The 23,515-nt window shown below is 66.4% G+C and carries 27 protein-coding genes; 12 read left to right on the top strand and 15 right to left on the bottom strand.

Annotated elements, in window-relative coordinates; translation table 11 throughout:
• Entirely contained in the window at positions 1-1,545 is a 1,545-nt protein-coding gene (fadD3, locus tag A5750_RS17905; RefSeq protein ID WP_067264599.1) for a 3-((3aS,4S,7aS)-7a-methyl-1,5-dioxo-octahydro-1H-inden-4-yl)propanoate--CoA ligase FadD3, read from the bottom strand.
• 48 nt (positions 1,546-1,593) lie between these two features.
• Between fadD3 and ipdE1 the strand changes: the two genes are divergently transcribed.
• The 4 genes from ipdE1 to fadA6 are packed head-to-tail and all read left to right on the top strand — an operon-like array spanning position 1,594 to position 5,337.
• Entirely contained in the window at positions 1,594-2,742 is a 1,149-nt protein-coding gene (ipdE1, locus tag A5750_RS17900; RefSeq protein WP_066955334.1) for an acyl-CoA dehydrogenase IpdE1, read from the top strand.
• Positions 2,739-3,527: a (5R,7aS)-5-hydroxy-7a-methyl-1-oxo-2,3,5,6,7,7a-hexahydro-1H-indene-carboxyl-CoA reductase gene (gene ipdF / locus A5750_RS17895; protein ID WP_067264596.1), complete on the top strand. Its 789-nt coding sequence runs from the start codon at positions 2,739-2,741 to the stop codon at positions 3,525-3,527. Before ipdE1 ends, ipdF begins: the two co-directional genes overlap by 4 nt.
• Before the next feature lie 43 nt (positions 3,528-3,570).
• Complete coding sequence (kstR2, locus tag A5750_RS17890) at positions 3,571-4,173, top strand: TetR family transcriptional regulator KstR2 (RefSeq protein ID WP_156664354.1); 603 nt, start codon at positions 3,571-3,573, stop codon at positions 4,171-4,173.
• 3 nt (positions 4,174-4,176) lie between these two features.
• A complete protein-coding gene (fadA6, locus tag A5750_RS17885) occupies positions 4,177-5,337 on the top strand; it encodes a steroid 3-ketoacyl-CoA thiolase FadA6 (RefSeq protein WP_066955326.1) in 1,161 nt (386 codons plus the stop codon).
• 39 nt (positions 5,338-5,376) lie between these two features.
• Here fadA6 and A5750_RS17880 read toward each other — a convergent pair whose 3' ends face one another.
• The 9 genes from A5750_RS17880 to echA20 are packed head-to-tail and all read right to left on the bottom strand — an operon-like array spanning position 5,377 to position 11,664.
• Positions 5,377-5,808: a VOC family protein gene (locus A5750_RS17880; protein ID WP_066955323.1), complete on the bottom strand. Its 432-nt coding sequence runs from the start codon at positions 5,806-5,808 to the stop codon at positions 5,377-5,379.
• On the bottom strand, positions 5,805-6,278 hold the full coding sequence (locus A5750_RS17875; RefSeq protein ID WP_369829491.1) for a helix-turn-helix domain-containing protein: 474 nt from the start codon (positions 6,276-6,278) through the stop codon (positions 5,805-5,807). Before A5750_RS17875 ends, A5750_RS17880 begins: the two co-directional genes overlap by 4 nt.
• Positions 6,279-6,297: 19 nt before the next feature.
• Positions 6,298-7,038 carry a hypothetical protein gene (locus tag A5750_RS17870; protein WP_066955318.1) on the bottom strand — a complete coding sequence of 247 codons (741 nt, stop codon included), beginning with the start codon at positions 7,036-7,038 and terminating at the stop codon, positions 6,298-6,300.
• The gene (locus A5750_RS17865; RefSeq protein ID WP_067264590.1) at positions 7,035-7,682 is read right to left on the bottom strand and encodes a SatD family protein; all 648 of its coding nucleotides are present in this window, start codon (positions 7,680-7,682) and stop codon (positions 7,035-7,037) included. Before A5750_RS17865 ends, A5750_RS17870 begins: the two co-directional genes overlap by 4 nt.
• 42 nt (positions 7,683-7,724) lie before the next feature.
• Positions 7,725-8,147: a nitroreductase family deazaflavin-dependent oxidoreductase gene (locus A5750_RS17860; RefSeq protein WP_082948223.1), complete on the bottom strand. Its 423-nt coding sequence runs from the start codon at positions 8,145-8,147 to the stop codon at positions 7,725-7,727.
• A 54-nt stretch (positions 8,148-8,201) separates the two neighbouring features.
• On the bottom strand, positions 8,202-9,275 hold the full coding sequence (gene ipdC / locus A5750_RS17855) for a (3aS,4S,5R,7aS)-5-hydroxy-7a-methyl-1-oxo-octahydro-1H-indene-4-carboxyl-CoA dehydrogenase (RefSeq protein ID WP_067264587.1): 1,074 nt from the start codon (positions 9,273-9,275) through the stop codon (positions 8,202-8,204).
• The gene (gene ipdB / locus A5750_RS17850) at positions 9,275-10,027 is read right to left on the bottom strand and encodes a cholesterol ring-cleaving hydrolase subunit IpdB (RefSeq protein ID WP_067264584.1); all 753 of its coding nucleotides are present in this window, start codon (positions 10,025-10,027) and stop codon (positions 9,275-9,277) included. Before ipdB ends, ipdC begins: the two co-directional genes overlap by 1 nt.
• A 3-nt stretch (positions 10,028-10,030) precedes the next feature.
• Positions 10,031-10,909, bottom strand: a complete 879-nt coding sequence (ipdA, locus tag A5750_RS17845) for a cholesterol ring-cleaving hydrolase subunit IpdA (RefSeq protein WP_067264581.1) — start codon at positions 10,907-10,909, stop codon at positions 10,031-10,033.
• Positions 10,906-11,664 carry a (7aS)-7a-methyl-1,5-dioxo-2,3,5,6,7,7a-hexahydro-1H-indene-carboxyl-CoA hydrolase gene (gene echA20, locus A5750_RS17840; RefSeq protein WP_067264578.1) on the bottom strand — a complete coding sequence of 253 codons (759 nt, stop codon included), beginning with the start codon at positions 11,662-11,664 and terminating at the stop codon, positions 10,906-10,908. The genes ipdA and echA20 overlap by 4 nt, the downstream gene beginning before the upstream one ends.
• Before the next feature lie 59 nt (positions 11,665-11,723).
• Between echA20 and A5750_RS17835 the strand changes: the two genes are divergently transcribed.
• Both A5750_RS17835 and A5750_RS17830 read left to right on the top strand, forming a co-directional pair.
• Positions 11,724-12,509: an SDR family oxidoreductase gene (locus tag A5750_RS17835; protein WP_197505456.1), complete on the top strand. Its 786-nt coding sequence runs from the start codon at positions 11,724-11,726 to the stop codon at positions 12,507-12,509.
• A 14-nt stretch (positions 12,510-12,523) separates the two neighbouring features.
• Positions 12,524-13,429, top strand: coding sequence for an SDR family oxidoreductase (locus A5750_RS17830; RefSeq protein WP_067264576.1), 906 nt, complete (start codon positions 12,524-12,526; stop codon positions 13,427-13,429).
• 5 nt (positions 13,430-13,434) lie between these two features.
• Here the strand turns inward: A5750_RS17830 and A5750_RS17825 are convergent, their stop codons facing one another.
• The 5 genes from A5750_RS17825 to A5750_RS17805 all read right to left on the bottom strand — a co-directional run bounded on the left by A5750_RS17825 (position 13,435) and on the right by A5750_RS17805 (position 17,369).
• Positions 13,435-13,998, bottom strand: a complete 564-nt coding sequence (locus A5750_RS17825) for a pyridoxamine 5'-phosphate oxidase family protein (RefSeq protein ID WP_082959142.1) — start codon at positions 13,996-13,998, stop codon at positions 13,435-13,437.
• Between the two features lie 49 nt (positions 13,999-14,047).
• Positions 14,048-15,238, bottom strand: coding sequence for a cytochrome P450 (locus A5750_RS17820; RefSeq protein ID WP_067264574.1), 1,191 nt, complete (start codon positions 15,236-15,238; stop codon positions 14,048-14,050).
• A gap of 114 nt (positions 15,239-15,352) precedes the next feature.
• Positions 15,353-15,805: a nitroreductase family deazaflavin-dependent oxidoreductase gene (locus tag A5750_RS17815; RefSeq protein WP_066955296.1), complete on the bottom strand. Its 453-nt coding sequence runs from the start codon at positions 15,803-15,805 to the stop codon at positions 15,353-15,355.
• A gap of 7 nt (positions 15,806-15,812) precedes the next feature.
• Positions 15,813-16,199 carry a hypothetical protein gene (locus tag A5750_RS17810; RefSeq protein WP_066955294.1) on the bottom strand — a complete coding sequence of 129 codons (387 nt, stop codon included), beginning with the start codon at positions 16,197-16,199 and terminating at the stop codon, positions 15,813-15,815.
• A gap of 6 nt (positions 16,200-16,205) precedes the next feature.
• Positions 16,206-17,369: a steroid 3-ketoacyl-CoA thiolase gene (locus A5750_RS17805; RefSeq protein WP_066955291.1), complete on the bottom strand. Its 1,164-nt coding sequence runs from the start codon at positions 17,367-17,369 to the stop codon at positions 16,206-16,208.
• Positions 17,370-17,491: 122 nt separating this feature from the next.
• Between A5750_RS17805 and A5750_RS17800 the strand changes: the two genes are divergently transcribed.
• From A5750_RS17800 to A5750_RS17775, 6 genes are read left to right on the top strand one after another with little or no spacing between them, the layout of a single operon-like run.
• Positions 17,492-18,733 carry a cytochrome P450 gene (locus A5750_RS17800; protein WP_067264571.1) on the top strand — a complete coding sequence of 414 codons (1,242 nt, stop codon included), beginning with the start codon at positions 17,492-17,494 and terminating at the stop codon, positions 18,731-18,733.
• 7 nt (positions 18,734-18,740) lie between these two features.
• Positions 18,741-19,754 carry an acyl-CoA dehydrogenase family protein gene (locus A5750_RS17795; RefSeq protein WP_066955285.1) on the top strand — a complete coding sequence of 338 codons (1,014 nt, stop codon included), beginning with the start codon at positions 18,741-18,743 and terminating at the stop codon, positions 19,752-19,754.
• Positions 19,745-20,908, top strand: a complete 1,164-nt coding sequence (fadE29, locus tag A5750_RS17790; RefSeq protein WP_066955282.1) for an acyl-CoA dehydrogenase FadE29 — start codon at positions 19,745-19,747, stop codon at positions 20,906-20,908. The genes A5750_RS17795 and fadE29 overlap by 10 nt, the downstream gene beginning before the upstream one ends.
• Positions 20,905-21,858: a bifunctional MaoC family dehydratase N-terminal/OB-fold nucleic acid binding domain-containing protein gene (locus A5750_RS17785; RefSeq protein WP_067264569.1), complete on the top strand. Its 954-nt coding sequence runs from the start codon at positions 20,905-20,907 to the stop codon at positions 21,856-21,858. The genes fadE29 and A5750_RS17785 overlap by 4 nt, the downstream gene beginning before the upstream one ends.
• Positions 21,855-22,256, top strand: coding sequence for a MaoC family dehydratase (locus A5750_RS17780; protein WP_067264566.1), 402 nt, complete (start codon positions 21,855-21,857; stop codon positions 22,254-22,256). The genes A5750_RS17785 and A5750_RS17780 overlap by 4 nt, the downstream gene beginning before the upstream one ends.
• Positions 22,256-23,425 (top strand): lipid-transfer protein, encoded by a 1,170-nt coding sequence (locus A5750_RS17775; protein WP_067264561.1) that lies wholly within the window; start codon positions 22,256-22,258, stop codon positions 23,423-23,425. Before A5750_RS17780 ends, A5750_RS17775 begins: the two co-directional genes overlap by 1 nt.
• Positions 23,426-23,515: the final 90 nt, after the last annotated feature.

The following is a 23,515-nucleotide window of genomic DNA, read 5'->3' as shown; positions in this document are numbered from 1 at the left end:
TCACGTCCACTCTCGCAGTTGTGGTTTGACCACCTTGCCGCCAGGATTGCGCGGCAACGCCTCGACGAACCGCACCGACCGCGGCGCCTTGAAATTCGCCAAATGGTCACGGGCGTAAGCGATCACGGACTGCTCGTCGAGGACGACGCCGGGCCGGGTCACCACGAACGCCCGTCCGACCTCGCCGAGACGCTCGTCGGGAACCCCGATCACCGCGGCGTCGGCGACGCCCTCCATCCGGGCCAGCACCTGCTCGACCTCAGCGGGGTAGACATTGAATCCGCCGCAGATGTACATGTCCTTGAGCCGGTCGGTGATGCGCAGGTTGCCGGCCGGGTCGACGGCACCGATGTCACCGGTGTGCAGCCAGCCGTCGGCGTCGATGGCGGCCGCGGTGGCGGCCGGGTCGTCGAGGTAACCCAGCATGACGTTCGGCCCGCGCAGCAGCACCTCACCGGCTTCGCCGGGACTTGTTGCGTCGATGCGCAATTCGAAGTCGGCGAACGGGCGCCCGCACGTCGTGGCGACGGTGATCGCGTCATCGTCCGCGCGGCACATGGTGCCCATGCCGTTCGCCTCGGTCAGCCCGTAAGCGGTCAGCACGATGTCGATGTCAAGCTCGGATTGCATGCGCTCGACCAAGACGACTGGGACGGTGGCCGCTCCGGTCACCGCGAACCGCAGCGAGCTCAGGTCGTAGTCCTTGCGCTGCGGATGGTCCAGCAGGGTCTGGTAAATCGTGGGCGGCCCGGGCAGCACGGTGATGCGGTGCTGCTCGATCGCCCGCAGCGCATGGGGCGGGTCGAAGGTCAGGTGCGGGATCAGCGTCGCCCCGGTCTGCAGGCAGGCCAGGATGCCGGCCTTGTACCCGAAGTTGTGGAAGAACGGGTTGATGCACAGGTAGCGGTCGTCGCTGGTGATCTTGCCGTTGGCGGCCCACGACGCCGAGGCGGACAGCGATTGCCGGTGCGCGCAGAGCACCCCTTTGCTGCGTCCCGTGGTGCCCGAGGTGAACAGGATGTCGCTGACGTCGTCGGGCGTGACGGCGGCGGCGCGGGCCGCGACCGCGCTGACGTCGGAGCCGCGGGAGATGAAGTCGTCCCACGTCCCGTCATCAGCCTCGATCGGAATCCGCACGATATGCCGCAGCGCGGGGAGGGCTTCAGGGCCCAAGCGGTCCAGGTCGGCGACGCGATCGTGCCCGAGGAATCGGCCCATCCCGAACAACACGGGCGCACCGGTGCGGGCCAGAATGTCGGCGGCCTCCTCGGCCGTATAGCGGGTGTTCAGGGGCACCATGGCCGCGCCGGCGTGGTGGATCGCCAGGCAGGCCACCACCCAGTGCCAGGTATTAGGCGACCAGATCGCCACGCGGTCCCCCGCTTGCACGCCGAGGCTGATCAGCGCGGCCGCCGCCCGGTGCACCTCGTCGCGCAGCGCGGCCGCCGTGAACGACCGCTCGTCGGTGATCAACGCGTCGTGACCGGGGAGTTGCTGCGCCAATCGATCGAGCGCCGCCGGTACGGTGCGCGGATCGCTCCCCATGAATGCTCCTCTAACAAAGCAAGTGCTTGGTAGGTTAGCCTACAGGGCATGCAGGACGTCGAGGAGTTCCGGGCGGAGGTCCGCCAGTGGCTCGCCGACAATCTGGTCGGCGAATTCGCAGCTCTCAAGGGCCTTGGCGGACCGGGGCGCGAGCACGAGGCGTTCGAAGAGCGCCGGGCGTGGAATCAGCATCTGGCCAACGCCGGCCTGACCTGCCTGGGCTGGCCGGTGGAACACGGCGGCCGTGGGCTCTCGACCGCGCACCGGGTGGCGTTCTACGAGGAGTACGCCAAAGCCGACGCGCCGGACAAGGTGAACCATTTTGGCGAGGAACTGCTGGGGCCGACACTGATCGCCTTCGGGACACCCGAGCAGCAGCAGCGCTTCCTGCCGAAGATCCTCGACGTCACCGAGCTGTGGTGTCAGGGCTATTCCGAGCCCGGCGCCGGCAGCGACCTGGCCAACGTCTCTACCACCGCCGAGCTGGACGGTGACCACTGGGTGATCAACGGCCAGAAGGTGTGGACCTCGTTGGCGCACTGGGCGCAGTGGTGCTTCGTGGTCGCTCGCACGGAGAAGGGTTCCAAGCGGCACGCCGGGCTGTCGTATCTGTTGGTGCCGCTGGACCAGCCGGGTGTGCAGGTCCGCCCGATCATCCAGCTGACCGGCGACTCGGAATTCAACGAGGTCTTCTTCGACGACGCCCGCACCGACGCCAATCTCGTGGTCGGCCAGCCCGGCGACGGCTGGCGGGTCGCCATGGGCACGCTGACCTTCGAACGCGGCGTGTCGACCCTCGGGCAGCAGATCCGCTACGCCCGTGAGCTTTCCAACCTGGCCGGCCTTGCGCAGCGCAACGGCGCCGCCGATGACCCGTTCATCCGGGAGCGGCTGACGCGGGCGTGGACCGGTCTGCGGGCCATGCGTTCGTATGCGCTGGCCACCATGGACGTTGAGCAGCCCGGCCAGGACAACGTGTCAAAGTTGTTGTGGGCCAACTGGCATCGCGATCTGGGCGAGCTGGCGATGGACGTGATCGGCAAGCCGGGGCTGACCTTGTCGGACGGCGAATTCGACGAGTGGCAGCGGCTTTTCCTGTTCACCCGCGCCGACACCATCTACGGCGGCTCCAACGAGATCCAGCGCAACATCATCGCCGAGCGGGTGCTCGGCCTGCCCCGGGAGGTAAAGGGATGAGCCTGTCCGAAGCTCCGAAAGAGGTTGCCGGGCACGGGCTTCTGCAAGGCAAGGTGGTCGTCGTAACCGCGGCCGCCGGCACCGGGATCGGCTCGGCGACGGCGCGACGGGCGCTGGTCGAGGGCGCCGACGTGGTGGTGTCGGACCACCACGAACGACGGCTGGGGGAGACCGCCGCCGAACTGTCGGGGCTGGGGCTGGGCCGGGTCGAGAGCGTGCTGTGCGACGTGACGTCCAGCGCGCAGGTGGACGCGCTGATCGCGTCGACCACCGCCCGGATGGGCCGGCTGGACGTTTTGGTTAACAACGCCGGGCTGGGCGGTCAGACACCGGTGGTCGACATGACCGACGACGAGTGGGACCGCGTCCTGAACGTGACGCTGTCGTCGGTGTTCCGCGCCACCCGGGCGGCGCTGGGCTACTTCCGCGACGCGGACCACGGCGGGGTGATCGTCAACAACGCAAGCGTTCTGGGCTGGCGGGCGCAGCACTCGCAGTCGCACTACGCGGCCGCCAAAGCGGGGGTTATGGCGTTAACCCGTTGCAGTGCAATAGAAGCCGTCGACTACGGGGTCCGCATCAACGCGGTGTCGCCGAGCATCGCGCGGCACAAGTTCCTGGACAAGACGACCTCGTCCGACCTGCTCGACCGGCTGTCGGCCGGTGAAGCTTTCGGGCGGGCGGCCGAGCCGTGGGAGGTGGCGGCCACCATCGCATTCCTGGCCAGCGACTATTCCAGCTACCTGACCGGCGAGGTCATCTCGGTGTCCAGCCAGCATCCGTAAGCGCCGGCTAGCCAAGCAAGCGCTTGGTTGATACTCTGATCGAGTGGACCGAGTGGCCGGTCAGGCAAACAGCCGCCGCGACGAGTTGTTGGAACTCGCCGCGACCATGTTCGCCGAGCGCGGATTGCGCGCCACCACCGTGCGCGACATCGCGGACAGTGCCGGCATCCTGTCCGGCAGCCTCTATCACCACTTCTCCTCCAAGGAGGAGATGGTCGATGAGCTGCTGCGCAGTTTCCTGGACTGGTTGTTCGCCCGCTACCGCGAGATCGTGGACAGCGAGGCCAACCCGCTGGAGCGGCTCAAGGGGCTGTTCATGGCGTCGTTCGAGGCGATCGAGCATCGGCACGCGCAGGTCGTCATCTATCAGGACGAAGCCCAACGGCTGTTGTCGCAGCCCCGGTTCTCCTATATCGAGGACATGAACCGCCAGCAGCGCAAGATGTGGGTCGAGGTGATCAACCAGGGCATCGATGAGGGCTATTTCCAGCCCGACCTCAACGTCGACCTCGTCTACCGTTTCATTCGTGACACCACGTGGGTGTCGGTGCGCTGGTATCAACCCGGCGGACCCCTCACCGCACAACAGGTGGGTCAGCAATACCTCGCCATCGTTCTCGGTGGGATTACCAAAGAAGGAGTCTGACAAATGGCAGAGGCGTATGTCATCGACGCTGTGCGTACCGCGGTCGGCAAGCGCAATGGATCGCTGGCCGGGGTGCATCCCGTAGACCTCGGCGCCCTTGGTTGGCGTGGGCTGCTCGACCGGGTCGACGTCGACCCCGCCGCCGTCGACGACGTGATCGCCGGCTGCGTCGACGCCATCGGCGGGCAGGCGGGCAACATCGCCCGGCTCTCGTGGCTGGCCGCGGGCTACCCCGAGGAGGTTCCCGGCGTCACCGTGGACCGGCAGTGCGGCTCCAGCCAGCAGGCGATTTCCTTTGGCGCACAGGCCATCATGGCCGGCACCGCCGACCTCATCGTGGCCGGCGGTGTGCAGAACATGAGCCAGATCCCGATCTCGTCGGCCATGACCGTGGGCGAGCAGTTCGGGTTCACCTCGCCGACCAATGAGTCCAAGCAGTGGCTGCACCGCTACGGCGACCAGGAGATCTCTCAGTTCCGCGGCTCGGAGCTGATCGCCGAGAAGTGGAACCTGTCGCGCGAAGAGATGGAGCGCTACGCACTGACCAGCCATGAGCGCGCGTTCGCCGCGATCCGCGGCGGTCACTTCGACAACGAAATCATCACCGTCGAAACGGAATCGGGGCCTTTCCGGGTCGACGAGGGTCCGCGCGAGTCGTCGCTGGAGAAGATGGCCGGCCTCAAGACGCTCGTCGAGGGCGGCCGGCTGACGGCGGCGATGGCCAGCCAGATCTCCGACGGCGCCAGCGCGGTGCTGCTGGCTTCCGAGCAGGCGGTCAAGGATCACAAGCTCAAGCCGCGGGCCCGCATTCACCACATCAGTGCCCGCGCGGCCGACCCGGTGTTCATGCTGACCGGGCCCATCCCGGCCACGCGCCACGCGCTGGAGAAGGCCGGGCTGTCGATCGACGACATCGACACCGTCGAGATCAACGAAGCGTTCGCACCGGTGGTGATGGCCTGGCTCAAGGAGATCAAGGCCGACCCGGAGAAGGTCAACCCGAATGGCGGCGCGATCGCCCTGGGCCACCCACTGGGCGCGACCGGCGCCAAGCTGTTCACCACCATGCTCAACGAACTCGAGCGCATCGGCGGCCGCTACGGCTTGCAGACGATGTGTGAGGGCGGTGGCACCGCGAACGTCACCATCATCGAGCGGCTGTAGGGCCCGCGGGGGCCGCTTTACCGCGAGCCGGGCGGGTGATCAGTTCCGGGCCGGATCGAACTCGAGTACCTGGGTGAGCCGAATGTTGTTTCCGGACGGGTCACGGAAGGAAGTGTCGATACCGTACGCCTGCGGCGTTGGAGGATCATTGAATTCGACTCCGCGAGCGGATAATTCGTCGTAGGCGGCTTGGCAGTCGTCGGTCTCCAGGAACAAGGTGCCACCAGCTCCCTTGGCCACCAGCTCTGCCAGTTGCGCGCTGGCCGCGGCGTCGAGCATCGGCAGCCCTGGAACGGGCATGAGAACCAGCCCGACGTCGTCCTGCCCGACGGGACCGACGCACAGCCACCGGAAGTTCCACGCTTCCATCGTCACGTCCGACCGGACCGCCCAGCCCAGGGTCTTGGTGTAGAACGCCAGCGCCGCGTCTTGGTCATGCACCCAGAACTGTGCGTTTGCGATCTTGATCATCGGTTCTCCTCACTCCGGTTGTCTCGCTTCGACGCTACGGACTTCGCGGGTCCGTCGTCTTCTCGAAACGTGCGGTTTTGTTGCCGCCCGTAGGCCTGCGCGACACAGCGCGGAATTCGTACGTGACGCTCGGCGGGTGGGAAGGTGGCCCGATAGCCCTGTGGCGTCACGCCGAACATGCGGCGAAAACTCGTGGTGAACGAGCCGACGCTTTCCCAACCCACCGCGACGCAAACGGCGGCCACCGTCCAGTCGGTCGTGCGCAGCAATGCGGCGGCTCGTTCGAGCCGCCGCGTCAGCACATACTGGTGCGGCGACTCGCCGAACGTCTCCTTGAAGCGCCGGCTGAAGTGAGCGGGTGAAAGGCCTGCCGCCGCTGCCAGGTCGGCGACGGACAGCGACTTCTGGTAATGCGCGTCGACGAAGTCTTTGGCCCTAAGCAGGTGCCGGGCTACCGGTGCGGATGCCACCCCCATAGTCTGCCCGCGATCACCGGGCGGCCAGCACCAGCGCGATCCCGCCGAGTGCCAGCAGCCAGCTCGTGAAGCTGCCCACCAGAAAATACTCGGTCACCTCGTCGATGCCGACGTCGCCGTTGCGGTTCTTCTGGGCGCTCAACTCGGGAAATCGGATGATGCCCTTGGCGGCGACGACGGCGCTGGCCGCCGCCACCTGGCCGCCGACGCCGAGGCTCAGGATCAGCAGCCGTTCCATTGGCCCCAGCAGCCGCCCGCCCTTGAGGCGGTCCGATGGCTGCGGCTCGCCCGCCGGGCGCACCGCCCCCACGGAGCCGAGCACAAGGCGCACCAACTGATTTCCGGTGGCGAACTGCATCAGCACCACACCGACGATCATCAGCAGCCGGGTCGGCGTGACGTGGCTCAGCGGCAGCTGTACCCATGCCGACCACCGCCCGACGACGCCGCTCACCCGGGTGGACCATCCGGACAACACGATCAGCAGCACCAGCGCGGCGGCGAATACCGCCAACGGGGCCGCTTGCCCGCGACCGCTACGTTCGCTGCGCAGGCATAGCCATTCCCAGACGACCGCCGTGGTGGCCGCGACCACGAGCAGCGGTATATCGCCGCCATGCCACAGCGCGCCCAGCGCCGCGCAAGCCAGCACGACGACCGGCCCGACCGCCAGCGGGGGCCACGTTGCGCGGACCGCTCGCCGGCACAGGTCGGCGACTCCGACAGCGAGCAGCAATACCGCAACGGCACTCACGGCAGGCTCCGAAGGTATTGAGAGGCAACGACAATCAGGTCCAAACCGTCCCGCGCGGCCCGCTGGGAGACCGCGGACGGGCTGATGCCCTCGGCCACGGCGAGCTCCTTCTTGGTTCGGCCGGTCATCAAGCCCCTCACAATCCGCAACGATCTTTCATCGAGCGATCCAAGCAGATGGTCCCGACAAATCAGGGCCGCGTTGACGGCGGCGGCGTCGGCGCGCGTGTCGTCAGCTGCCCTGAATGCGGTGCGCACCAGCGTGAAGCCGGGCTGTCGCTGAGTTTCCGCCGTCTGCTGGATGGCCTCGCGCGCGGTCCACCAGCCCGGCCCGTCCTGGATGCCGGCGCCGGCATCGAGGACGGTGACCATGCCCCAGCCGATGCCGAACCGGACGTCGGTCTCCGGCGCCAGCAGTAGGCGGATCGTCAATGCCGCGTCGATGGCCGCGCCGACGGTGGGGTAACTGCCCTGGAACTCGTCACCGACGGTGAAGGCGGGCGGGTCGATCGCGCCGGCGGCGGCCTGGCGCAGGACGGCGGCCACCCGTCGATGCAGGCCCGGCCGGTCGGCGGCAAGCCGGGATCCGACTACGTCGCCGATGACCGTCGCGCGTAGTGAAGGATTTTCCTTCACTTGGACCATATGAAGATTATAGCTTAAATTCCGCAGAAATTAGGCCATAGCTTAATCAGCAGGCCTGTCCTTGACACGGAGGAACTCCGCTATGCCGACGCGTTCGAAGGTGCGTCGCCGGGAAGTCGACAGCATGGGCAGGGCGTCGGCCGCGTCGATGATCTCGGGCCTGACCACCTCGTGCTTCTCGCCATGGGACGTGATGGTCGCTCGCCCTGCCGCACGAATGTTTTGCAACCAGTCGACGTCGGTGCCGTAGGGCAGCGGTACGACGAAGCCGTCGGGGGTTCGCTCGGCGACGACCGGTGTGGTGTAGACCTTGCCCGAGCGTCGTCCGGTGTGCTCGATCGCTGCCGCATACCAGTTCTTGCGGCCGGCCAGTCGCACCATCAGCGGATTGAGCAGGTATTTGTTGGAAGTACGAACCGCGTTCAATAGTGGAGTCGGCCAGGATTCGGGTGTCAGCTTCATCATCCATCCAGGGTGACGCCGCCCAACGAGCCGGTGCCAGGGTCTTTGGTCGCCGGCTTACCGTTCTTCGACGAGCGCCGACGCCGACCGCAGATGGGTGATCGCGTCGCGCATGATCGAGTCGATGAGCTCGGCGCACGACGGCAGGTCCTCGAGGATGCCGGCCACCTGGCCCGAGGCGAGCACTCCAGCCTCGGTATTGCCTTCGACCAGTCCGGCCTTCAACAGCATCGGGGTGTTGGCCGCCATCACCACCTGCGACCACGTCATCTCCTTGCCGTGGCGCATCGCCATGCCGTCGCGGATCATCGACCGCCAGGTCATCTGCGACATGTGCTTGAACTTGGCCGCATTGCGCACCGCCGCGGTGAGACCCCTTACCGGCGAACCGCTTTCCAGCCGCTCGACCAGACCGGTGCGCAACACCCGGTGCGGCATGCCATCGACGCGTGTGGTGACCACCGTGCCGTCGAGCGCAGCGTCCAAATAGCGGCGCTTGACGGCTTCGGGCACGGTCGAGTCGGAGGTCAGCAGGAAACGGGTACCCATCGCCACGCCGGCGGCGCCGTAGCTCAACGCGGCCGCCAGACCGCGCCCGTCGAAGAACCCGCCCGCCGCGATCACCGGGATTCCGGTGCCCTGCACGGCATCCAGCACCGACGGCAGCAGCAGCGTGGTGGCGACGGGTCCGGTGTGTCCGCCGCCCTCGCCGCCCTGCACGATCATCGCGTCGGCGCCCCAGGCCGCGACCTTGCGTGCGTGTTTGGCGGCGCCGATCGACGGAATCACCACTGCGCCTGCGTCTTTGAGTCGGGCGATCAGCTCCTGCTTGGGCGCTAGCGCGAACGACGCCACCTTCACGCCCTCGCGGATCATCAGATCGACGCGGTCGCCGGCGTCGGCGGCGTCGGCGCGGATGTTCACGCCGAACGGTTTGTCGGTGGCGGCCTTGACCTTTCCGATGGCGGTCGCGAGCTCGTCCAGCGTCATGGTGGCCGAAGCCAAAATGCCCAGCCCCCCGGCGTTGGCGGTGGCGGCCACCAATCGGGCGCCGGCCACCCAGCCCATCCCGGTTTGCACCACCGGGTGCTCGACACCGACCAGCTCGGTCAGCGGCGTGCGCAACTTCATCAACGTATCTCTCTGTCGCGCAGGGACTTCGGGTCGATCACCTCGCGGAGCAGGTGGAGTTCTTCGTCCGTCGGCAGCCTGGTCTCACCGGCCTCGTCGACGCCATGCAGGTCGAACGACGTGGCCTCGCGAACGTCATCGGGTGAAACCCCGGGATGCAGCGTTAGCGCGCGCATCGTGTGGTCCGGGCCGCCGAAGTCGAACACGCCGAGGTTGGACACGACCCGGTACGTGTTGGCGAAGCGGAAGGCCGGATTGTCCGCGTCCACCTTGTCCCAGCCGATGCCGCAGACAACGTCGACGGCCTCGCAGAACACCCGCTTCGAGTGGTTGCCCACCCAATAGCTGGTCGCGTGGTTGATCGCGTTGCCGGGCGCGCCCCGTAGGCCAAACATCTGCCTGGTCGGGTGTTGCAACGGGCCGAACGCCGAAATGTTCTGATTGCCAAAGCGGTCGACCTGATTCGCGCCCATCACCACGTGCCGTCGCCCCCAGGCCAGCGTCTCGAACACCCGGCCGAACGGCATCCAGCCCTCAATCCTCTTTGGGTCCCCGGCTTGCCCCAGGGCGGGGGTGTCCGCCAGCAGCTGCGCCTCGCCGTCGGTCAGCAAGATGTCGGGCGAAAAGGTCAACCGCGCCAGCCGCGCACCGACCGACGCCATGTTGGTCATAGGGCTGACCATGATTTCGCCGGCATCCCTGAATAATTCGGCGCAGGCGACTGCGCACACTTCCGCGCGGGTGCTGCTCACTTTTCAGGCCTCCTCTGCGAATGCGCGAACCGCCGCCTGGTAGTCGTCCTCGCTGCCCGACAGGTAGGTCTGGACGAACTTCCGCCAGCCCTCTTCGGTGGAGGCCGCCTCGGCGTAATGCCGCTGAAACTTCTCGTCCCGGCCGTAATCCGGTGCCGCGGTGGTGAAGTGGGCGCCGCCGGGCGCCTCCACTACGGCGTCGACCATCATCCGGTTCACCAGCAGGGCCTGCGGGGGAACAGCCTTGAGCAACTCCTCCGTGGAGACCACGCGCTCCACCGACAGGAACCGCTTTTCGGCGGACATCAGGAACAGGTCGTCGAAGTAGGGATCGATCCCGGTGTAGGCCGCATTGCCTTGGCAGTCACCGAGATTCAGGTGCACAAAGGCCGCGTCCAGGCGTAGCGCCGGCATGGCGATCAGCGTCTCGTAGCCGCCCCCGGGTGCGGGGTAGGGGCTGGTCACGGTCTGCAGTTCGCCCTCCCAGAAGTCGGGGACCGAGCTGCCCAACCCGGCCCGAATCGGCAGGAACGGCAGGCGTTGCGCGGCGGCTTGCAGGCCACAACGCAGCATCCCCTCGTCCATTTCCCGGGCCTCGATGGCGCCGCTGGTGCGGGCCTTGGCGAACCACGGGTCGTAGAAGGGCGGGGAGTCCAGCGAGACGAAGCCGTAGTAGGCGCGCTTGACCTTGCCGGCCGAGCACAGCAAGCCGAGGTCGGGTCCGCCGTAGGAGACCACCGTGAGGTCGGTGACGTCGGTGCGCAGCATGGCCCGCACGAAGGCCATCGGTTTGCGCCGCGAGCCCCAGCCGCCGATGCCGATGGTCATGCCGCTGCGCAACTGCGCGACGGATTCATCCAGGCTGGTCCTTTTGTCGCTCATTCCTTCTTGCCCTTCGCCGTACCGGCGAACGCGTCGCGGTGCTCGTCGGCGACGCCGGCCAGATTGAGCTCGAACGTAAACCCTTGTTCCATGCGGTAACTCGAGTTGACCCGCTGCACATCGATGAGGTTGAGCGCCTCCTTGGCCGCGCGGATGACGCGGGTGTCCTTGGCGGCAATGTCTCGGGCCACCTTCAAAGCGGCCTCGTCCAGCTGGTCGCGCGGCACCACCTCGTGCACCGAACCGAAGTGGTGCAAGGTGGCGGCGTCGACGGTGGCGGCGGTGAAGAACAGCCGCCGCATCAGGTGCTGCGGCACCAGCCGGGAGAGGTGGGTGGCCGCGCCCAGGGCGCCGCGCTCCACCTCGGGCAGCCCGAACGTGGCGTCGTCGGAGGCCACGATGACGTCGGAGTTGCCGACCAGGCCGATGCCGCCGCCGACGCAAAACCCGTTCACCGCGGCAACGACCGGCACCGCGCACTCATAGACGGCGCGGAAGGCGGCGAAGCAACCGCGGTTGGCGTCGATCAGCGCGGCGAATCCCTCGGTGCGCTGCATCTCCTTGATGTCGACCCCGGCGTTGAAGCCACGGCCCTCGGCCCGCAGGATGACGACGTGAGTCTCGGGGTCCTGACCGGCGGCCGAGATGACGTCGGCCAGTTCGAACCAGCCGCGCGACGGGATGGCGTTGACCGGGGGAAAGTCGACGGTGACCGCGACGATGCCCGGTTCGGTGGTTTTGGATGTGATGGGCACGGTGCCACTTCCTTGTGGGGTAACTACCTAAGCAAGCACTTGCTTGGTACGCTAGCACAGTGACTCGCGCCGAAGCACCCGACGCCATCAACTTGGGGCTGGCCGGGCGGGTGGTTCTGGTCACCGGCGGGGTCCGGGGGGTGGGCGCCGGTATCAGTTCTGTCTTCGCCGCGCAGGGCGCGACCGTCATCACCTGCGCACGGCGTCCCGTCGAGGGCCTGCCCTATGAATTTCATTCGTGTGACATCCGCGACGACGACGCCGTCAAGGCGCTGATCGACTCCATCGTCGACGAACACGGCCGGCTCGACGTCGTGGTCAACAATGCGGGCGGTTCGCCGTACGTGCTGACCGCGGAGTCCAGCGCAAAGTTCAACCGAAAGATCATCGAGCTCAACCTCATTGGCTCGCTGTCGGTTTCGCAACACGCCAACGCTCAGATGCAAAACCAGGACCGCGGCGGGTCGATCATCAACATCTGCAGCCTGAGTGGTCGACGGCCGTCGCCCGGCACCGGCGCGTACGGTGCGGCCAAGGCGGGCTTGGAAAGCCTCACGCAGACACTGGCGGTGGAGTGGGGGCCGAAGGTCCGGGTGAATGCCTGCGTGGTCGGCATGGTGGAGACCGAGCAGTCCGAGCTTTTCTATGGTGACGCCGAGTCCATCGCCGCGATCTCAAAGAACGTGCCACTGGGCCGGCTGGCCAAGCCTGAGGACATCGGTTGGGCCACAGCGTTTCTGGCGTCGGACACCGCGTCCTACATCAGCGGCGCCTCGCTGGAGGTGCACGGCGGCGGTGAGCCGCCGCACTATCTGGCCACAACGAACGCCAGCGCGATCAAGTAGAGGAGACACGAACAATGGGAGTGGTTGACGGCCGCGTTGTCATCGTCACCGGAGCCGGCGGCGGCATCGGTCGCGCGCATGCGCTGGCCTTCGCGGCCGAAGGCGCCCGCGTGGTGGTCAACGACATCGGCGTGGGCCTCGACGGTTCACCGGCCGGCGGCGGCAGCGCCGCACAGGGCGTGGTCGACGAAATCACCGCGGCCGGTGGGGAAGCCGTCGCTAACGGATCCAACATCGCCGACTGGAACGAAGCCGCGGGCCTGATCCAGACCGCCGTCGACACCTTCGGTGGGCTGGACGTTCTGGTGAACAACGCCGGCATCGTGCGTGACCGGATGATGGCCAACACCAGCGAGGAAGAGTTCGACGCCGTCATCGCCGTCCATCTCAAAGGTCACTTCGCCACGATGCGGCACGCGGCCTCGTACTGGCGCGGGCTGTCCAAAGAGGGCAAAACCGTCAACGCGCGGATCGTCAACACCAGTTCGGGTGCCGGCCTGCAGGGCAGCGTCGGACAGGGTAACTACAGCGCCGCCAAGGCCGGCATCGCGGCACTTACGCTGGTTGGCGCCGCCGAAATGGGCCGCTACGGCGTCACCGTCAACGCCATCGCACCGTCGGCCCGCACCCGCATGACCGAGACCGTCTTCGCCGAGATGATGGCAACGCAGGACCAGGATTTCGACGCGATGGCACCGGAGAACATCTCACCGCTGGTGGTGTGGCTGGGCAGCACCGAATCCCGCGACGTCACGGGGAAGGTGTTCGAGGTCGAGGGCGGAAAGATCCGGATCGCCGAGGGTTGGGCGCACGGACCGCAAATCGACAAGGGCGCGAAGTGGGACCCCGCGGAACTGGGACCCGTCGTCGCCGATCTGCTCGCCAAGGCGCGCCCGGCGGTCCCTGTCTACGGCGCCTAACTCAGCTATTGGGCAACCGGGTCCGGAGCGCTCCAGGCGACCGAAGACGATCCCCAGTGGGTCAGTTCGGTTGCTTCTTCATTCGCATACAGATGACGCGGCGGCGTGGCGAACGTCGCGTAGGGGCGACAACGGATCACCACTCTGCCTTCGCGCTCGGCCATTTCCTTGACGAAGGGCCGTGCTTCGGCGCCTGGCTGCTGTCCGGACATGCGCCAGCCCACGGCCATCATGACGTCGACGATCAAGTCGTTGTCACGTTCGATCACCGCGTCGGCGTAGACCTGCAAGAACGAGAACGGCCAGCGCTCGTCCAGCACACACATGCTGACTTTCGGGTCCCGCGCCACGGCATTCGTCTTCGCACGTCCGGCCATGGTGGACACCAGCAATTGGTCGTCATCGGTCGGGACGTAATAGACGACCGACATGGCCGGCCCGTCCCGGCGGCGGCGGTAGCCGAACACACACGTTCGGTGTGTGCGGACGAATTCGCGGCGCTCCGAGGGGAGCATGTCGCGCTCGGCCGGTGGGAGGAAAGGCTCGGCGGCCGGCGGTAGGAGTCTCATTGGATTCCTCTCAGATCCGTTTGTACGTCGGCAATCCCGAATGAGATAGCTAAGCGGCAATCAGCTTGAGTGGCAGGGATTGGTGCCGGCGAATGATGTTGTTGATAGCCCATTTCGGTGGGCCGGCGACCTCGATGCGGTCGACGCGGTCGACGAGCGCGCACAGCATGGCGGCCGTCTCCAAGCGCGCCAGACCTTGGCCGGCGCAGGCGTGTGCACCCTGGCCGAAGCCGATCTGACGGCTGGCGTCGCGGCGAATGTCGAAGACGTCGGGTTGCTCCCACTCGTTTTCGTCTCGGTTGGCCGAGGCGTACATCACGAGCACCCGAGCGCCGAATGGCATTGTCGTGCCGAGGAGTTCAGTCGGTCGAGCTACCCAACGCGCGAATGCGCGCAAAGGTGGCTCGTACCGGACGACTTCATTGATCGCGTTCGTCATGAGGGCCGGCTCCGTTTTGAGGAGCCGCCATTGCTCGGGATGGTTGGCGAACAAATACAACGCGTTGGAGATGGCACTCATGGTGGTGTCTATCGACGGCGCGAGGTAGTCGACCATCAGCGGCGGGCATTCGCGGTGCGACAGCTTGCCTTCGTCGGCGGCAATCAGCAGCTCGTGTGCCATGCTGCCGTCCAGAACAGCGCGCTGGCGAACCACGCGACGCGCGAAGCTCAGCATTTGCAACGCTCGAGGCGTCGATTTGATCGCTTGCCAGTTCAGCGGACCGAGGACGTCGAAAGTGGCCCCACCCCATTCGATGAGGCGACCGCGATGGTTGCGCGGCCACCCGATGAGGTCGGGCACTACCGCGAGCGGCAGGGCGGCCGCGAGATCGCTGACGCCATCGACCTCACCCTTAGCGAGCGCGGCATCCACGACCGCGGCGGCGGTTGCGTCCACGCTCTCGCTGATCCCTCGCAACACGCGCGGTAACAGCCGGTGCGCCACCAGTTTTCGTCGCTGATCGTGTTCATCCCCGTCGCTGTTGAGCGTCGTGCCGCGGGATAAGCGATTGGTGATCGGGTTGAGTGAAACGCCCCTGCCGGAGAGAAATGTCTTGTCATCACGCAACGCTGCCTTGCACTCGGCGTAGCGAGGAAGCGCGTACGCCTTCTGCTTGCCCAGCCAGACCACCGGGCCGAGGTCGCGCAGCCGCTGGTAGTGCGGATAAGGATCGATGATGGCGTCGGTGGAGTAGATGTCGGGGTGGTATACCGGGACACCCGCCGGGGTGCGACGCATCGAATCTCCTCACAGCGCGTTGCCCGTCGGGGTGCGGCAACGGCACTTTCTGACGAAATCGTCACACACGGCGAGATCCTCAGTCAAGTCTTGGCTGAGGAAATCGTCAATACCTTAGGGGTCGCAGATGACGATCGGGATGACCCGATCCGTCCAGGACCGGTAGTCGTCGAACGACGGGTACATGGCGTCCAGCTTCGGCCAGTACTCCGCGCGCTCGGCCTCGGTGGCATCGCGGGCCTGCAGTTGCAGCACCTCGTCCTTGATCTGCACGGAGACTTTGGGATTGGCCTTGAGGTTGAGGTACCACAGCGGGTGCCTGTCGCTGCCGCCCTTTGACGCGACGAGTACTACCCGGTTCCCTTCGCGCAGGTAGAGCAGCGGGCTCACCCGGGGTTCACCCGTTTTGCGGCCGGTCGTGGTGAGCAGTGCGACTGGAGCGTTCTGGAAGGTGCCGCCGAATCTTCCGTTGCTGCGCCGGTAGATCCACGTGTTGCCTTTGGCCATGTACTTGATGATCAAGCCAACCCAAGGCGAATTCAGTGAGCTTGGTTTCGGTTTCGGCATCGCATTCCTAGCGCTGGATGAACGGATGAAAGCGGACGCTGATGTGCTGGATTTCGGCTCTGCCGCTCGGGGTTTCGGCGGGAATCACGAACGTCTCGTCGACCCGTGCGGCCAGCCGCCGAGCGCCGAACGCCGCCTTGGTCAGCACGGCGTAGACCGCGTGCACCCGGTCGCCGTCGATCTTGTACTCGGGCGGCGTCGTTTCCTTGAGCAATCGGTACTGAGCCCCGCGATTGAGGCTGCGGCGCAAGTGGTTTCCGGAGAATCCGTTCTTGACACCCTGCTCGATGCGGGTGCAGCCGGCGGCGAACGGAACGGAGTCGCCGTTATGGCTGACGAGCGCGTCGATGTAGGACTGCGCCGCGGCGATGCGGCTGGATTCCGAGACGATCAAGACGGGCTAGATGCGCTCGATAATGGTGCCGGTCGACAGGGCACCGCCCGCGCACATGGTGATCAGCGCGGTGCTCTGGTCGGTGCGCTCCAGCTCGTGCAGCGCGGTGGTGATCAGCCGGCTGCCGGTGCTGCCCACCGGGTGGCCCAGCGCGATGGCACCGCCGTTGACGTTCACCTTGTCCATGTCCGGATTGTGCACCCGGGCCCAGGACAGCACGACCGACGCGAATGCCTCGTTGATTTCGGTGATGTCGATGTCGCCCATCTTCATGCCGGCCTTCTCCAGCACCTTGGCCGTCGACTGCACCGGGCCGTCCAGGTGGTAGTAGGGCTCGGCGCCGACCAGCGCCTGGCTGATGATGCGGGCCCGCGGCCGCAATCCGAGCGCCTTGGCCTTGTCCTCGTCCATCCACAGCACGGCCGCGGCCCCGTCGGAAATCTGCGACGAGGTTCCCGCCGTGTGGATCCCACCCTCGATGACCGGCTTGAGCGAGCTCAGACCCGAGAGGGTGGTGTCGCGCAGGCCCTGGTCGCGGGAGATGGTGACGCGCTCAGACGTCGGTTGCTTGTTCTCGTCGAGCGCCGGCGCCTCGATCGGGGAGATCTCGCGGTCGAAGCGGCCCTCCTCCCACGCCTGCTTGGCCTTGGCCTGCGACTGGTAGCCGAATTTGTCGATGTCTTCTCGGGTGATGCCACGCCGCTTGGCAATCCGCTCGGCCGCGGTGAACTGGTCGGGCAGGTCGATGTCCCACGACGCGGGCCGCAGGATGCTGCGGTCGGGACCGGCGTTGGCGCCCAGCCCGACGCGGCTCATCGCCTCGATGCCGCAGGCGATGCCGATGTCGATGGCACCAGCCGCGATCAGACCCGCGACCAGGCCGTTGGCCTGCTGCCCGCTGCCGCACTGGCAGTCCACGGTCATGGCGCCAACGTGGTCCGGCAGCCCGGCGACGAGCCAGCTGACCCGGCTGATGTTGTTCGACTGCTCGCCGAACTGCGTCACGCAGCCGCCGATGACCTGTTCGACGTCGCCGGCGTCGATGCCGGCCTTTTCAACCAGTGCCTTCTGCACCGCACCAAGCAGCTCGGTGGCGTGCAGGCCCGACAGCCATCCGTTGCGTTTGCCGATGGGGCTGCGGGTGGCTTCGACGATTACCGGGTTACCCATTCCGTCAGGCTAGAACACGTTTCATTAGTCTGACAAGCGAGGATGGTGACCTGCCTTTTATCTGCGCAGGAGCCGTGTTTTACTGGCACTAGAACACGTTGCAATTGAGGAGCGCACACATCATGGCACCCCCCAACATTCCCGCCGACTTCGACTTTCTCGACCCTGACGTCAACCTCGCAGGGTTGCCCGTTGAGGAACTCGCCTGGCTGCGCAAGGCGGAGCCGATCCACTGGGTCGACATTCCGGGCGGCTCGGGTGGCTTCGAGGACCACGGATACTGGCTCGTCACCAAGCACGCCGACGTCAAGGAGGTGTCGAAGCGCAGCGACATCTTCTCGAGCTGGATGAACGGCGCTATCCCGACGTGGCCGCCGGAGATGAAGCGCGAGCAGGTCGAGCTGCAGCGCAGCGTCATGCTCAACATGGACGCACCCCACCACACCCGGCTGCGCAAGATCATCTCCCGCGGCTTCACTCCGCGGGCCATCGGACGGCTGGAAGCCGAGCTGGCCCAGCGCGCCCAGAACATCGCCAAGACCGCGGCGACCGAGGGTAGCGGCGACTTCGTCGAGCAGGTCTCGTGCGAGCTGCCGCTGCAAGCCATCGCGGGCCTACTCGGCGTTCCGCAGGAGGATCGCGACAAGCTCTTCCGCTGGTCCAACGAGATGACCGGTGGCACCGACCCCGAGTACGCCCACGTCGATCCCGCGCAGTCGTCCATGGAGCTGATCACGTACGCGATGGCCATGGCCGAGGAGCGGGGCAAGAACCCCACCGACGACATCGTCACCACGCTCATCCAGGCCGACATCGACGGCGAGAAGCTCTCCGACGACGAGTTCGGCTTCTTCGTGGTCATGCTCGCGGTGGCGGGCAACGAGACCACCCGGAACTCGATCACCCACGGCATGATCGCCATGGCGAACAACCTCGATCAATGGGAGCTCTTCAAGAAGGAGCGCCCATCGACCACCGCCGACGAGATCATCCGGTGGGCCACTCCGGTATCGGCCTTCCAGCGCACCGCCAACGAGGACACCGAGTTGGCCGGCGTGCAGATCAAGAAGGGTCAGCGGGTGGTGATGTCTTACCGGTCGGCCAATTTCGATGAAGAGGTCTTTGACGACCCGCACACCTTCAACATCCTGCGCGACCCGAATCCCCATGTCGGCTTCGGCGGCACCGGCGCCCACTACTGCATCGGCGCGAACTTGGCCCGCATGACCATCAACCTGATCTTCAACGCGGTCGCCGATCACATGCCGGACCTCAAGCCGATCGGTGAGCCCGAGCGACTGCGGTCGGGTTGGCTCAACGGGATCAAGCACTGGCAGGTCGACTACACCGGCTCCACACGGTGACGTCCTGATGGACTTCAATCTCACTGCGACGCAACAGGCCGTCGCCGATGTGGTGACGTCCGTTCTGGACCGGGATCTCAGCTGGGACGCGCTGGTCAGCGGAGGTGTGCCCGCACTGCCGGTTCCCGAGCGTCTGGGCGGCGACGGTGTCGGCTTGCCCGAGGTCGCCACGGTGCTGACCGAGGTGGGTCGCCACGGCGCTATCACGCCGGCGCTGGTCACGCTCGGTTTCGGCGTGGTGCCGCTGCTCGACCTGGCGTCCGATGAACAGCAGGACCGGTTCCTGGCCGGGGTCCCGAAGGGCGGCCTTCTGACGGCCGCGCTCAACGAGCCGGGCACCGCGCTGCCCGACCGGCCGTCAACCACGTTCGCCAACGGGCGGCTGTCGGGCACCAAGGTCGGCGTTGGCTATGCCGGACAAGCGGATTGGATGATCGTCACCGCGGACAGCGCGGTCGTCGTCGTATCGCCGACGGCCGACGGTGTGCAGCTTATCCAGACCCCGACATCCAGCGACGCCGATGAGTACACGGTGACGTTCGCTGACGTCGCGGTCGGTGACTCCGACGTGCTGGCGGGCGCGACGGCGCCCCGGGTCAACCAGTTGGCGCTGGCGGCAATCGGCGCCTACGCCGACGGATTGGTGGCCGGGGCGCTGCGCCTCACCGCCGACTACGTCGCCAATCGCAAGCAGTTCGGCAAGCCGCTGTCGACGTTCCAGACGGTGGCCGCCCAGCTCGCCGAGGTCTACATCGCCTCGCGCACAATCGATTTAGCGGCGAAGTCGGTCGTGTGGCGACTCTCCGAAGGACGGGATGCGGACGACGACCTCGATGTCCTGGGGTACTGGGTCACCTCGCAGGCGCCCCCGGTGATGCAGCTCTGCCACCACCTGCACGGCGGCATGGGAATGGACATCACCTATCCGATGCATCGGTACTACTCCACAATCAAAGACCTGACCCGGCTGCTGGGCGGGCCTTCTCATCGTCTCGACCTGGTGGGAGCGCAATGTTCATAGACCTGACTCCGGAGCAGCGTCAGCTGCAAGCGGAACTACGGGAATACTTTTCGAACCTCATCTCCTCCGACGAGATGAAGGCGATGGAGCAGGACCGTCACAACGAGGCCTATCGTGCGGTGATCCGGCGGATGGGCCGGGACGGCAAGCTTGGGGTGGGATGGCCAAAGGAGTTCGGCGGCTTGGGTTTCGGCCCGATCGAACAGTCGATCTTCGTCAACGAGGCGCACCGAGCCGATGTGCCGCTGCCCGCGGTGACGTTGCAGACGGTGGGTCCCGTCCTACAGCAGTTCGGTAGCGATGCGCAGAAGAAGAAGTTCCTGCCGGCGATCCTGGCCGGTGAGGTGCACTTCGCGATCGGCTACACCGAGCCCGAGGCGGGAACCGACCTGGCCTCCCTGCGGACCACCGCCGTGCGTCAGGGTGACGAGTACATCGTCAACGGGCAGAAGATCTTCACCACCGGCGCCCACGACGCGGACTACATCTGGCTGGCGTGCCGCACAGATCCGGAAGCCGTGAAGCACAAAGGCATTTCGATCCTGATCGTGGACACCAAGGATCCCGGTTATTCCTGGACGCCGATCATCCTGTCCGACGGCGCCCACCACACCAACGCCACGTACTACAACGACGTGCGCGTGCCCGCGGACATGCTGGTCGGCGAGGAGAACGGCGGCTGGCGGCTGATCACCACCCAGCTCAACAACGAACGGGTCATGCTGGGCCCCGCGGGCCGTACGGCCGGCATCTACGACCGGGTGCACGCCTGGGCGTCCAAGCCCGGCGCTGACGGGGTCACGCCGATCGACCACGCCGACGTCAAGCGGGCGCTCGGTGAGATCCACGCGATGTGGCGAATCAACGAGCTGCTGAACTGGCAGGTGGCCGCCGCGGGCGAGGACATCAACGTAGCCGACGCCGCCTCGACGAAAGTCTTTGGTACGGAGCGTATTCAATACATCGGCCGGCTCGCCGAGGAGATCGTCGGCAAGTACGGCAACCCGGCCGAGCCGGAGACCGCCGAGCTGCTCAACTGGCTGGACTCGCAGACCAAGCGGAACCTGGTGATCACCTTCGGTGGAGGCGTGAACGAAGTGATGCGGGAAATGATCGCGGCCGCCGGCCTCAAGGTGCCGAGGGTGCCCAGGTGACCGACATCCAGGAAGCGATCGCGGAGATCAAGGCGACCGGGGGCCCGAAGCCGCGCGCCGGCCGCGATCCGGTGAACCAGCCGATGATCAACAACTGGGTGGAGGCCATCGGGGACGGCAACCCGATCTACGTCGACGAGGCCGCCGCCCGCGCCGCCGGACACCCGGGAATTGTGGCCCCGCCGGCCATGATTCAGGTGTGGACCATGTTCGGCCTGAGCGGGGAACGGCCGAAGGACGACCCGATGGGCCCCATCATGCAGTTGTTCGACGAAGCCGGCTACATCGGCGTCGTCGCCACGAACTGCGAGCAGACCTATCACCGTTACCTGCAACCCGGCGAGCACGTCAGCATCACCTCGGAGATGGGCGACGTAGTCGGGCCCAAGCAGACCGGTTTGGGTGAGGGTTATTTCATCAACCAGCACATCATCTGGCGGGTCGGGGACGAGGATGTCGCCGAGATGAACTGGCGCATCCTGAAATTCAGGCCGCGCGAGGCCGCTGAGCAGGCTTCGTCGGTGCCCGACGACCTCGACCCCGATGCCATGATGCGCCCCTCGTCGTCGCGCGACACGGCGTTCTTCTGGGAGGGCGTCAAGGCGCACGAGCTGCGGATCCAGCGGCGGCCGGACGGCAGCCTGCAGCATCCGCCGGTGCCCGCCGTGTGGCAGGACAAGGCCGCCCCGATCGACTACGTGGTGGCCAGCGGTAAGGGCACGGTCTTCAGTTTCGTTGTGCACCACGCACCGAAGGTGCCCGGGCGCACGCTGCCTTTCGTGATCGCGCTGGTCGAACTCGAGGAGGGCGTGCGGATGCTCGGCGAGCTGCGCGGGGCGGACCCGGGCTCGATGGCGATCGGGATGCCCGTGCGCGCAACCTATATCGACTTTCCGGCGGGCGACACCGGCCCCGAGTGGACCCTGTACGCATGGGAGCCAGACGCATGAGCGCCCCGACCATCGAAGTGGGCACCGTACTGCCGGAGCTGAAGCTGCACGGTGATCCCACGTTCATCATCTCGACGGCCCTGGCCACGCGGGACTTTCAGGACGTACACCACGACCGCGATCTGGCGCAGGCCAAGGGGTCGAAGGACATCTTCGTGAACATCCTGACCGACACCGGGCTGGTGCAGCGCTACGTCACCGACTGGGCGGGTCCGTCGGCGCTGATCAAGTCCATCGGGCTGCGGCTCGGGGTGCCGTGGTACGCCTACGACACGGTGACCTTCTCCGGTGAGGTGACCGCCGTGGACGACGGCCTGATCACGGTTAAGGTGTTCGGGCGCAACAGCCTTGGTGACCACGTCATCGCGACCGTGACCCTGCGGATGGGGGACTCCTGATGTTGTCGGGCAAAGCCGCGATCGTCGGCATCGGCGCCACCGACTTCTCGAAGGATTCCGGTCGCAGCGAGCTGCGGTTGGCGGCCGAGGCGGTGCTGGATGCGTTAGGCGACGCGGGTCTTTCGCCGTCCGATGTTGATGGGCTGACCACCTTCACGATGGACACCAACAACGAGACTGCGGTCGCGCGGGCGGTGGGCATCGGTGATCTGAAGTTCTTCTCGCAGATCGGATATGGCGGCGGCGCCGCCTGCGCGACCGTCCAGCAGGCGGCGATGGCCGTCGCCACCGGAGTGGCGGAAGTCGTGGTGGCGTATCGGGCGTTCAACGAGCGCTCGGGCATGCGGTTCGGCCAGGTGCAGACTCGGCTCGTGGGAGATGCCCGTGCACAGGCAGATTCGACCGCTGCGGACAACTCGTTCTCCTACCCGCATGGCCTCTCGACGCCGGCCGCGCAGGTCGCCATGATCGCCCAGCGCTACATGCACCTGTCCGGCGCGAACAGCCGCGACTTCGGCGCCATCTCGGTGGCCGACCGTAAGCACGCCGCCAAGAATCCAAAGGCGTACTTCTACGAAAAGCCGATCACCATTGAGGACCACCAGAATTCGCGGTGGATCGCCGAGCCGCTGCGGCTGCTGGACTGCTGCCAGGAGACCGACGGCGCGGTCGCGATCGTGGTGGCTTCGCCCGAGCGCGCGCGGGACCTCAAGCAGCGGCCGGCCGTCATCGAGGCGGCATCGCAGGGCTCGAGTCCGGACCAGTACACGATGGTCAGCTACTACCGACCGGAACTGGGCCTACCCGAGATGGGTGTGGTGGGCCAGCAGCTTTGGCAGCAATCCGGCCTGAAGCCGTCCGACATTCAGACCGCCATCTTGTACGACCACTTCACGCCCTTCACGCTGATCCAGTTGGAAGAGTTGGGATTCTGCGGCAAGGGCGAGGCCAAGGACTTCATCGCCGACGGCGCGATTGAAATTGGTGGCCGGCTTCCCATCAACACGCATGGCGGTCAGCTCGGTGAGGCCTACATCCACGGCATGAACGGTATCGCCGAGGGTGTGCGGCAATTGCGCGGCACCTCGGTGAACCCGGTACCCGACGTCGAACACGTCCTCGTCACCGCGGGAACCGGCGTCCCCACGTCGGGCCTGATCCTGGGCTAGGGCTTCGCCCTTCGTTTCCTTCCCGCCGAGTGTGAAGTTGGCTTCACGCTCGCGGCCGAGTGTGAAACTAACTTCACGCTCGACGACTGA

The sequence above is a fragment of the Mycobacterium sp. 852002-51613_SCH5001154 genome, from assembly GCF_001667425.1.
Lineage (GTDB): Bacteria > Actinomycetota > Actinomycetes > Mycobacteriales > Mycobacteriaceae > Mycobacterium.
This window is presented reverse-complemented; position numbering and strand designations above follow the sequence as displayed.

Bases quoted from the DNA above. Each gene is read 5' to 3' on its own strand.
- fadD3 (WP_067264599.1), bottom strand. From the start codon at position 1,545: ATGGGGAGCGATCCGCGCACCGTACCGGCGGCGCTCGATCGATTGGCG.
- ipdE1 (WP_066955334.1), top strand. From the start codon at position 1,594: ATGCAGGACGTCGAGGAGTTCCGGGCGGAGGTCCGCCAGTGGCTCGCC.
- ipdF (WP_067264596.1), top strand. From the start codon at position 2,739: ATGAGCCTGTCCGAAGCTCCGAAAGAGGTTGCCGGGCACGGGCTTCTG.
- fadA6 (WP_066955326.1), top strand. From the start codon at position 4,177: ATGGCAGAGGCGTATGTCATCGACGCTGTGCGTACCGCGGTCGGCAAG.
- A5750_RS17880 (WP_066955323.1), bottom strand. From the start codon at position 5,808: ATGATCAAGATCGCAAACGCACAGTTCTGGGTGCATGACCAAGACGCG.
- A5750_RS17865 (WP_067264590.1), bottom strand. From the start codon at position 7,682: ATGGTCCAAGTGAAGGAAAATCCTTCACTACGCGCGACGGTCATCGGC.
- A5750_RS17860 (WP_082948223.1), bottom strand. From the start codon at position 8,147: ATGATGAAGCTGACACCCGAATCCTGGCCGACTCCACTATTGAACGCG.
- ipdC (WP_067264587.1), bottom strand. From the start codon at position 9,275: ATGAAGTTGCGCACGCCGCTGACCGAGCTGGTCGGTGTCGAGCACCCG.
- ipdA (WP_067264581.1), bottom strand. From the start codon at position 10,909: ATGAGCGACAAAAGGACCAGCCTGGATGAATCCGTCGCGCAGTTGCGC.
- A5750_RS17830 (WP_067264576.1), top strand. From the start codon at position 12,524: ATGGGAGTGGTTGACGGCCGCGTTGTCATCGTCACCGGAGCCGGCGGC.
- A5750_RS17825 (WP_082959142.1), bottom strand. From the start codon at position 13,998: ATGAGACTCCTACCGCCGGCCGCCGAGCCTTTCCTCCCACCGGCCGAG.
- A5750_RS17820 (WP_067264574.1), bottom strand. From the start codon at position 15,238: ATGCGTCGCACCCCGGCGGGTGTCCCGGTATACCACCCCGACATCTAC.
- A5750_RS17815 (WP_066955296.1), bottom strand. From the start codon at position 15,805: ATGCCGAAACCGAAACCAAGCTCACTGAATTCGCCTTGGGTTGGCTTG.
- A5750_RS17805 (WP_066955291.1), bottom strand. From the start codon at position 17,369: ATGGGTAACCCGGTAATCGTCGAAGCCACCCGCAGCCCCATCGGCAAA.
- A5750_RS17800 (WP_067264571.1), top strand. From the start codon at position 17,492: ATGGCACCCCCCAACATTCCCGCCGACTTCGACTTTCTCGACCCTGAC.
- A5750_RS17795 (WP_066955285.1), top strand. From the start codon at position 18,741: ATGGACTTCAATCTCACTGCGACGCAACAGGCCGTCGCCGATGTGGTG.
- fadE29 (WP_066955282.1), top strand. From the start codon at position 19,745: ATGTTCATAGACCTGACTCCGGAGCAGCGTCAGCTGCAAGCGGAACTA.
- A5750_RS17780 (WP_067264566.1), top strand. From the start codon at position 21,855: ATGAGCGCCCCGACCATCGAAGTGGGCACCGTACTGCCGGAGCTGAAG.
- A5750_RS17775 (WP_067264561.1), top strand. From the start codon at position 22,256: ATGTTGTCGGGCAAAGCCGCGATCGTCGGCATCGGCGCCACCGACTTC.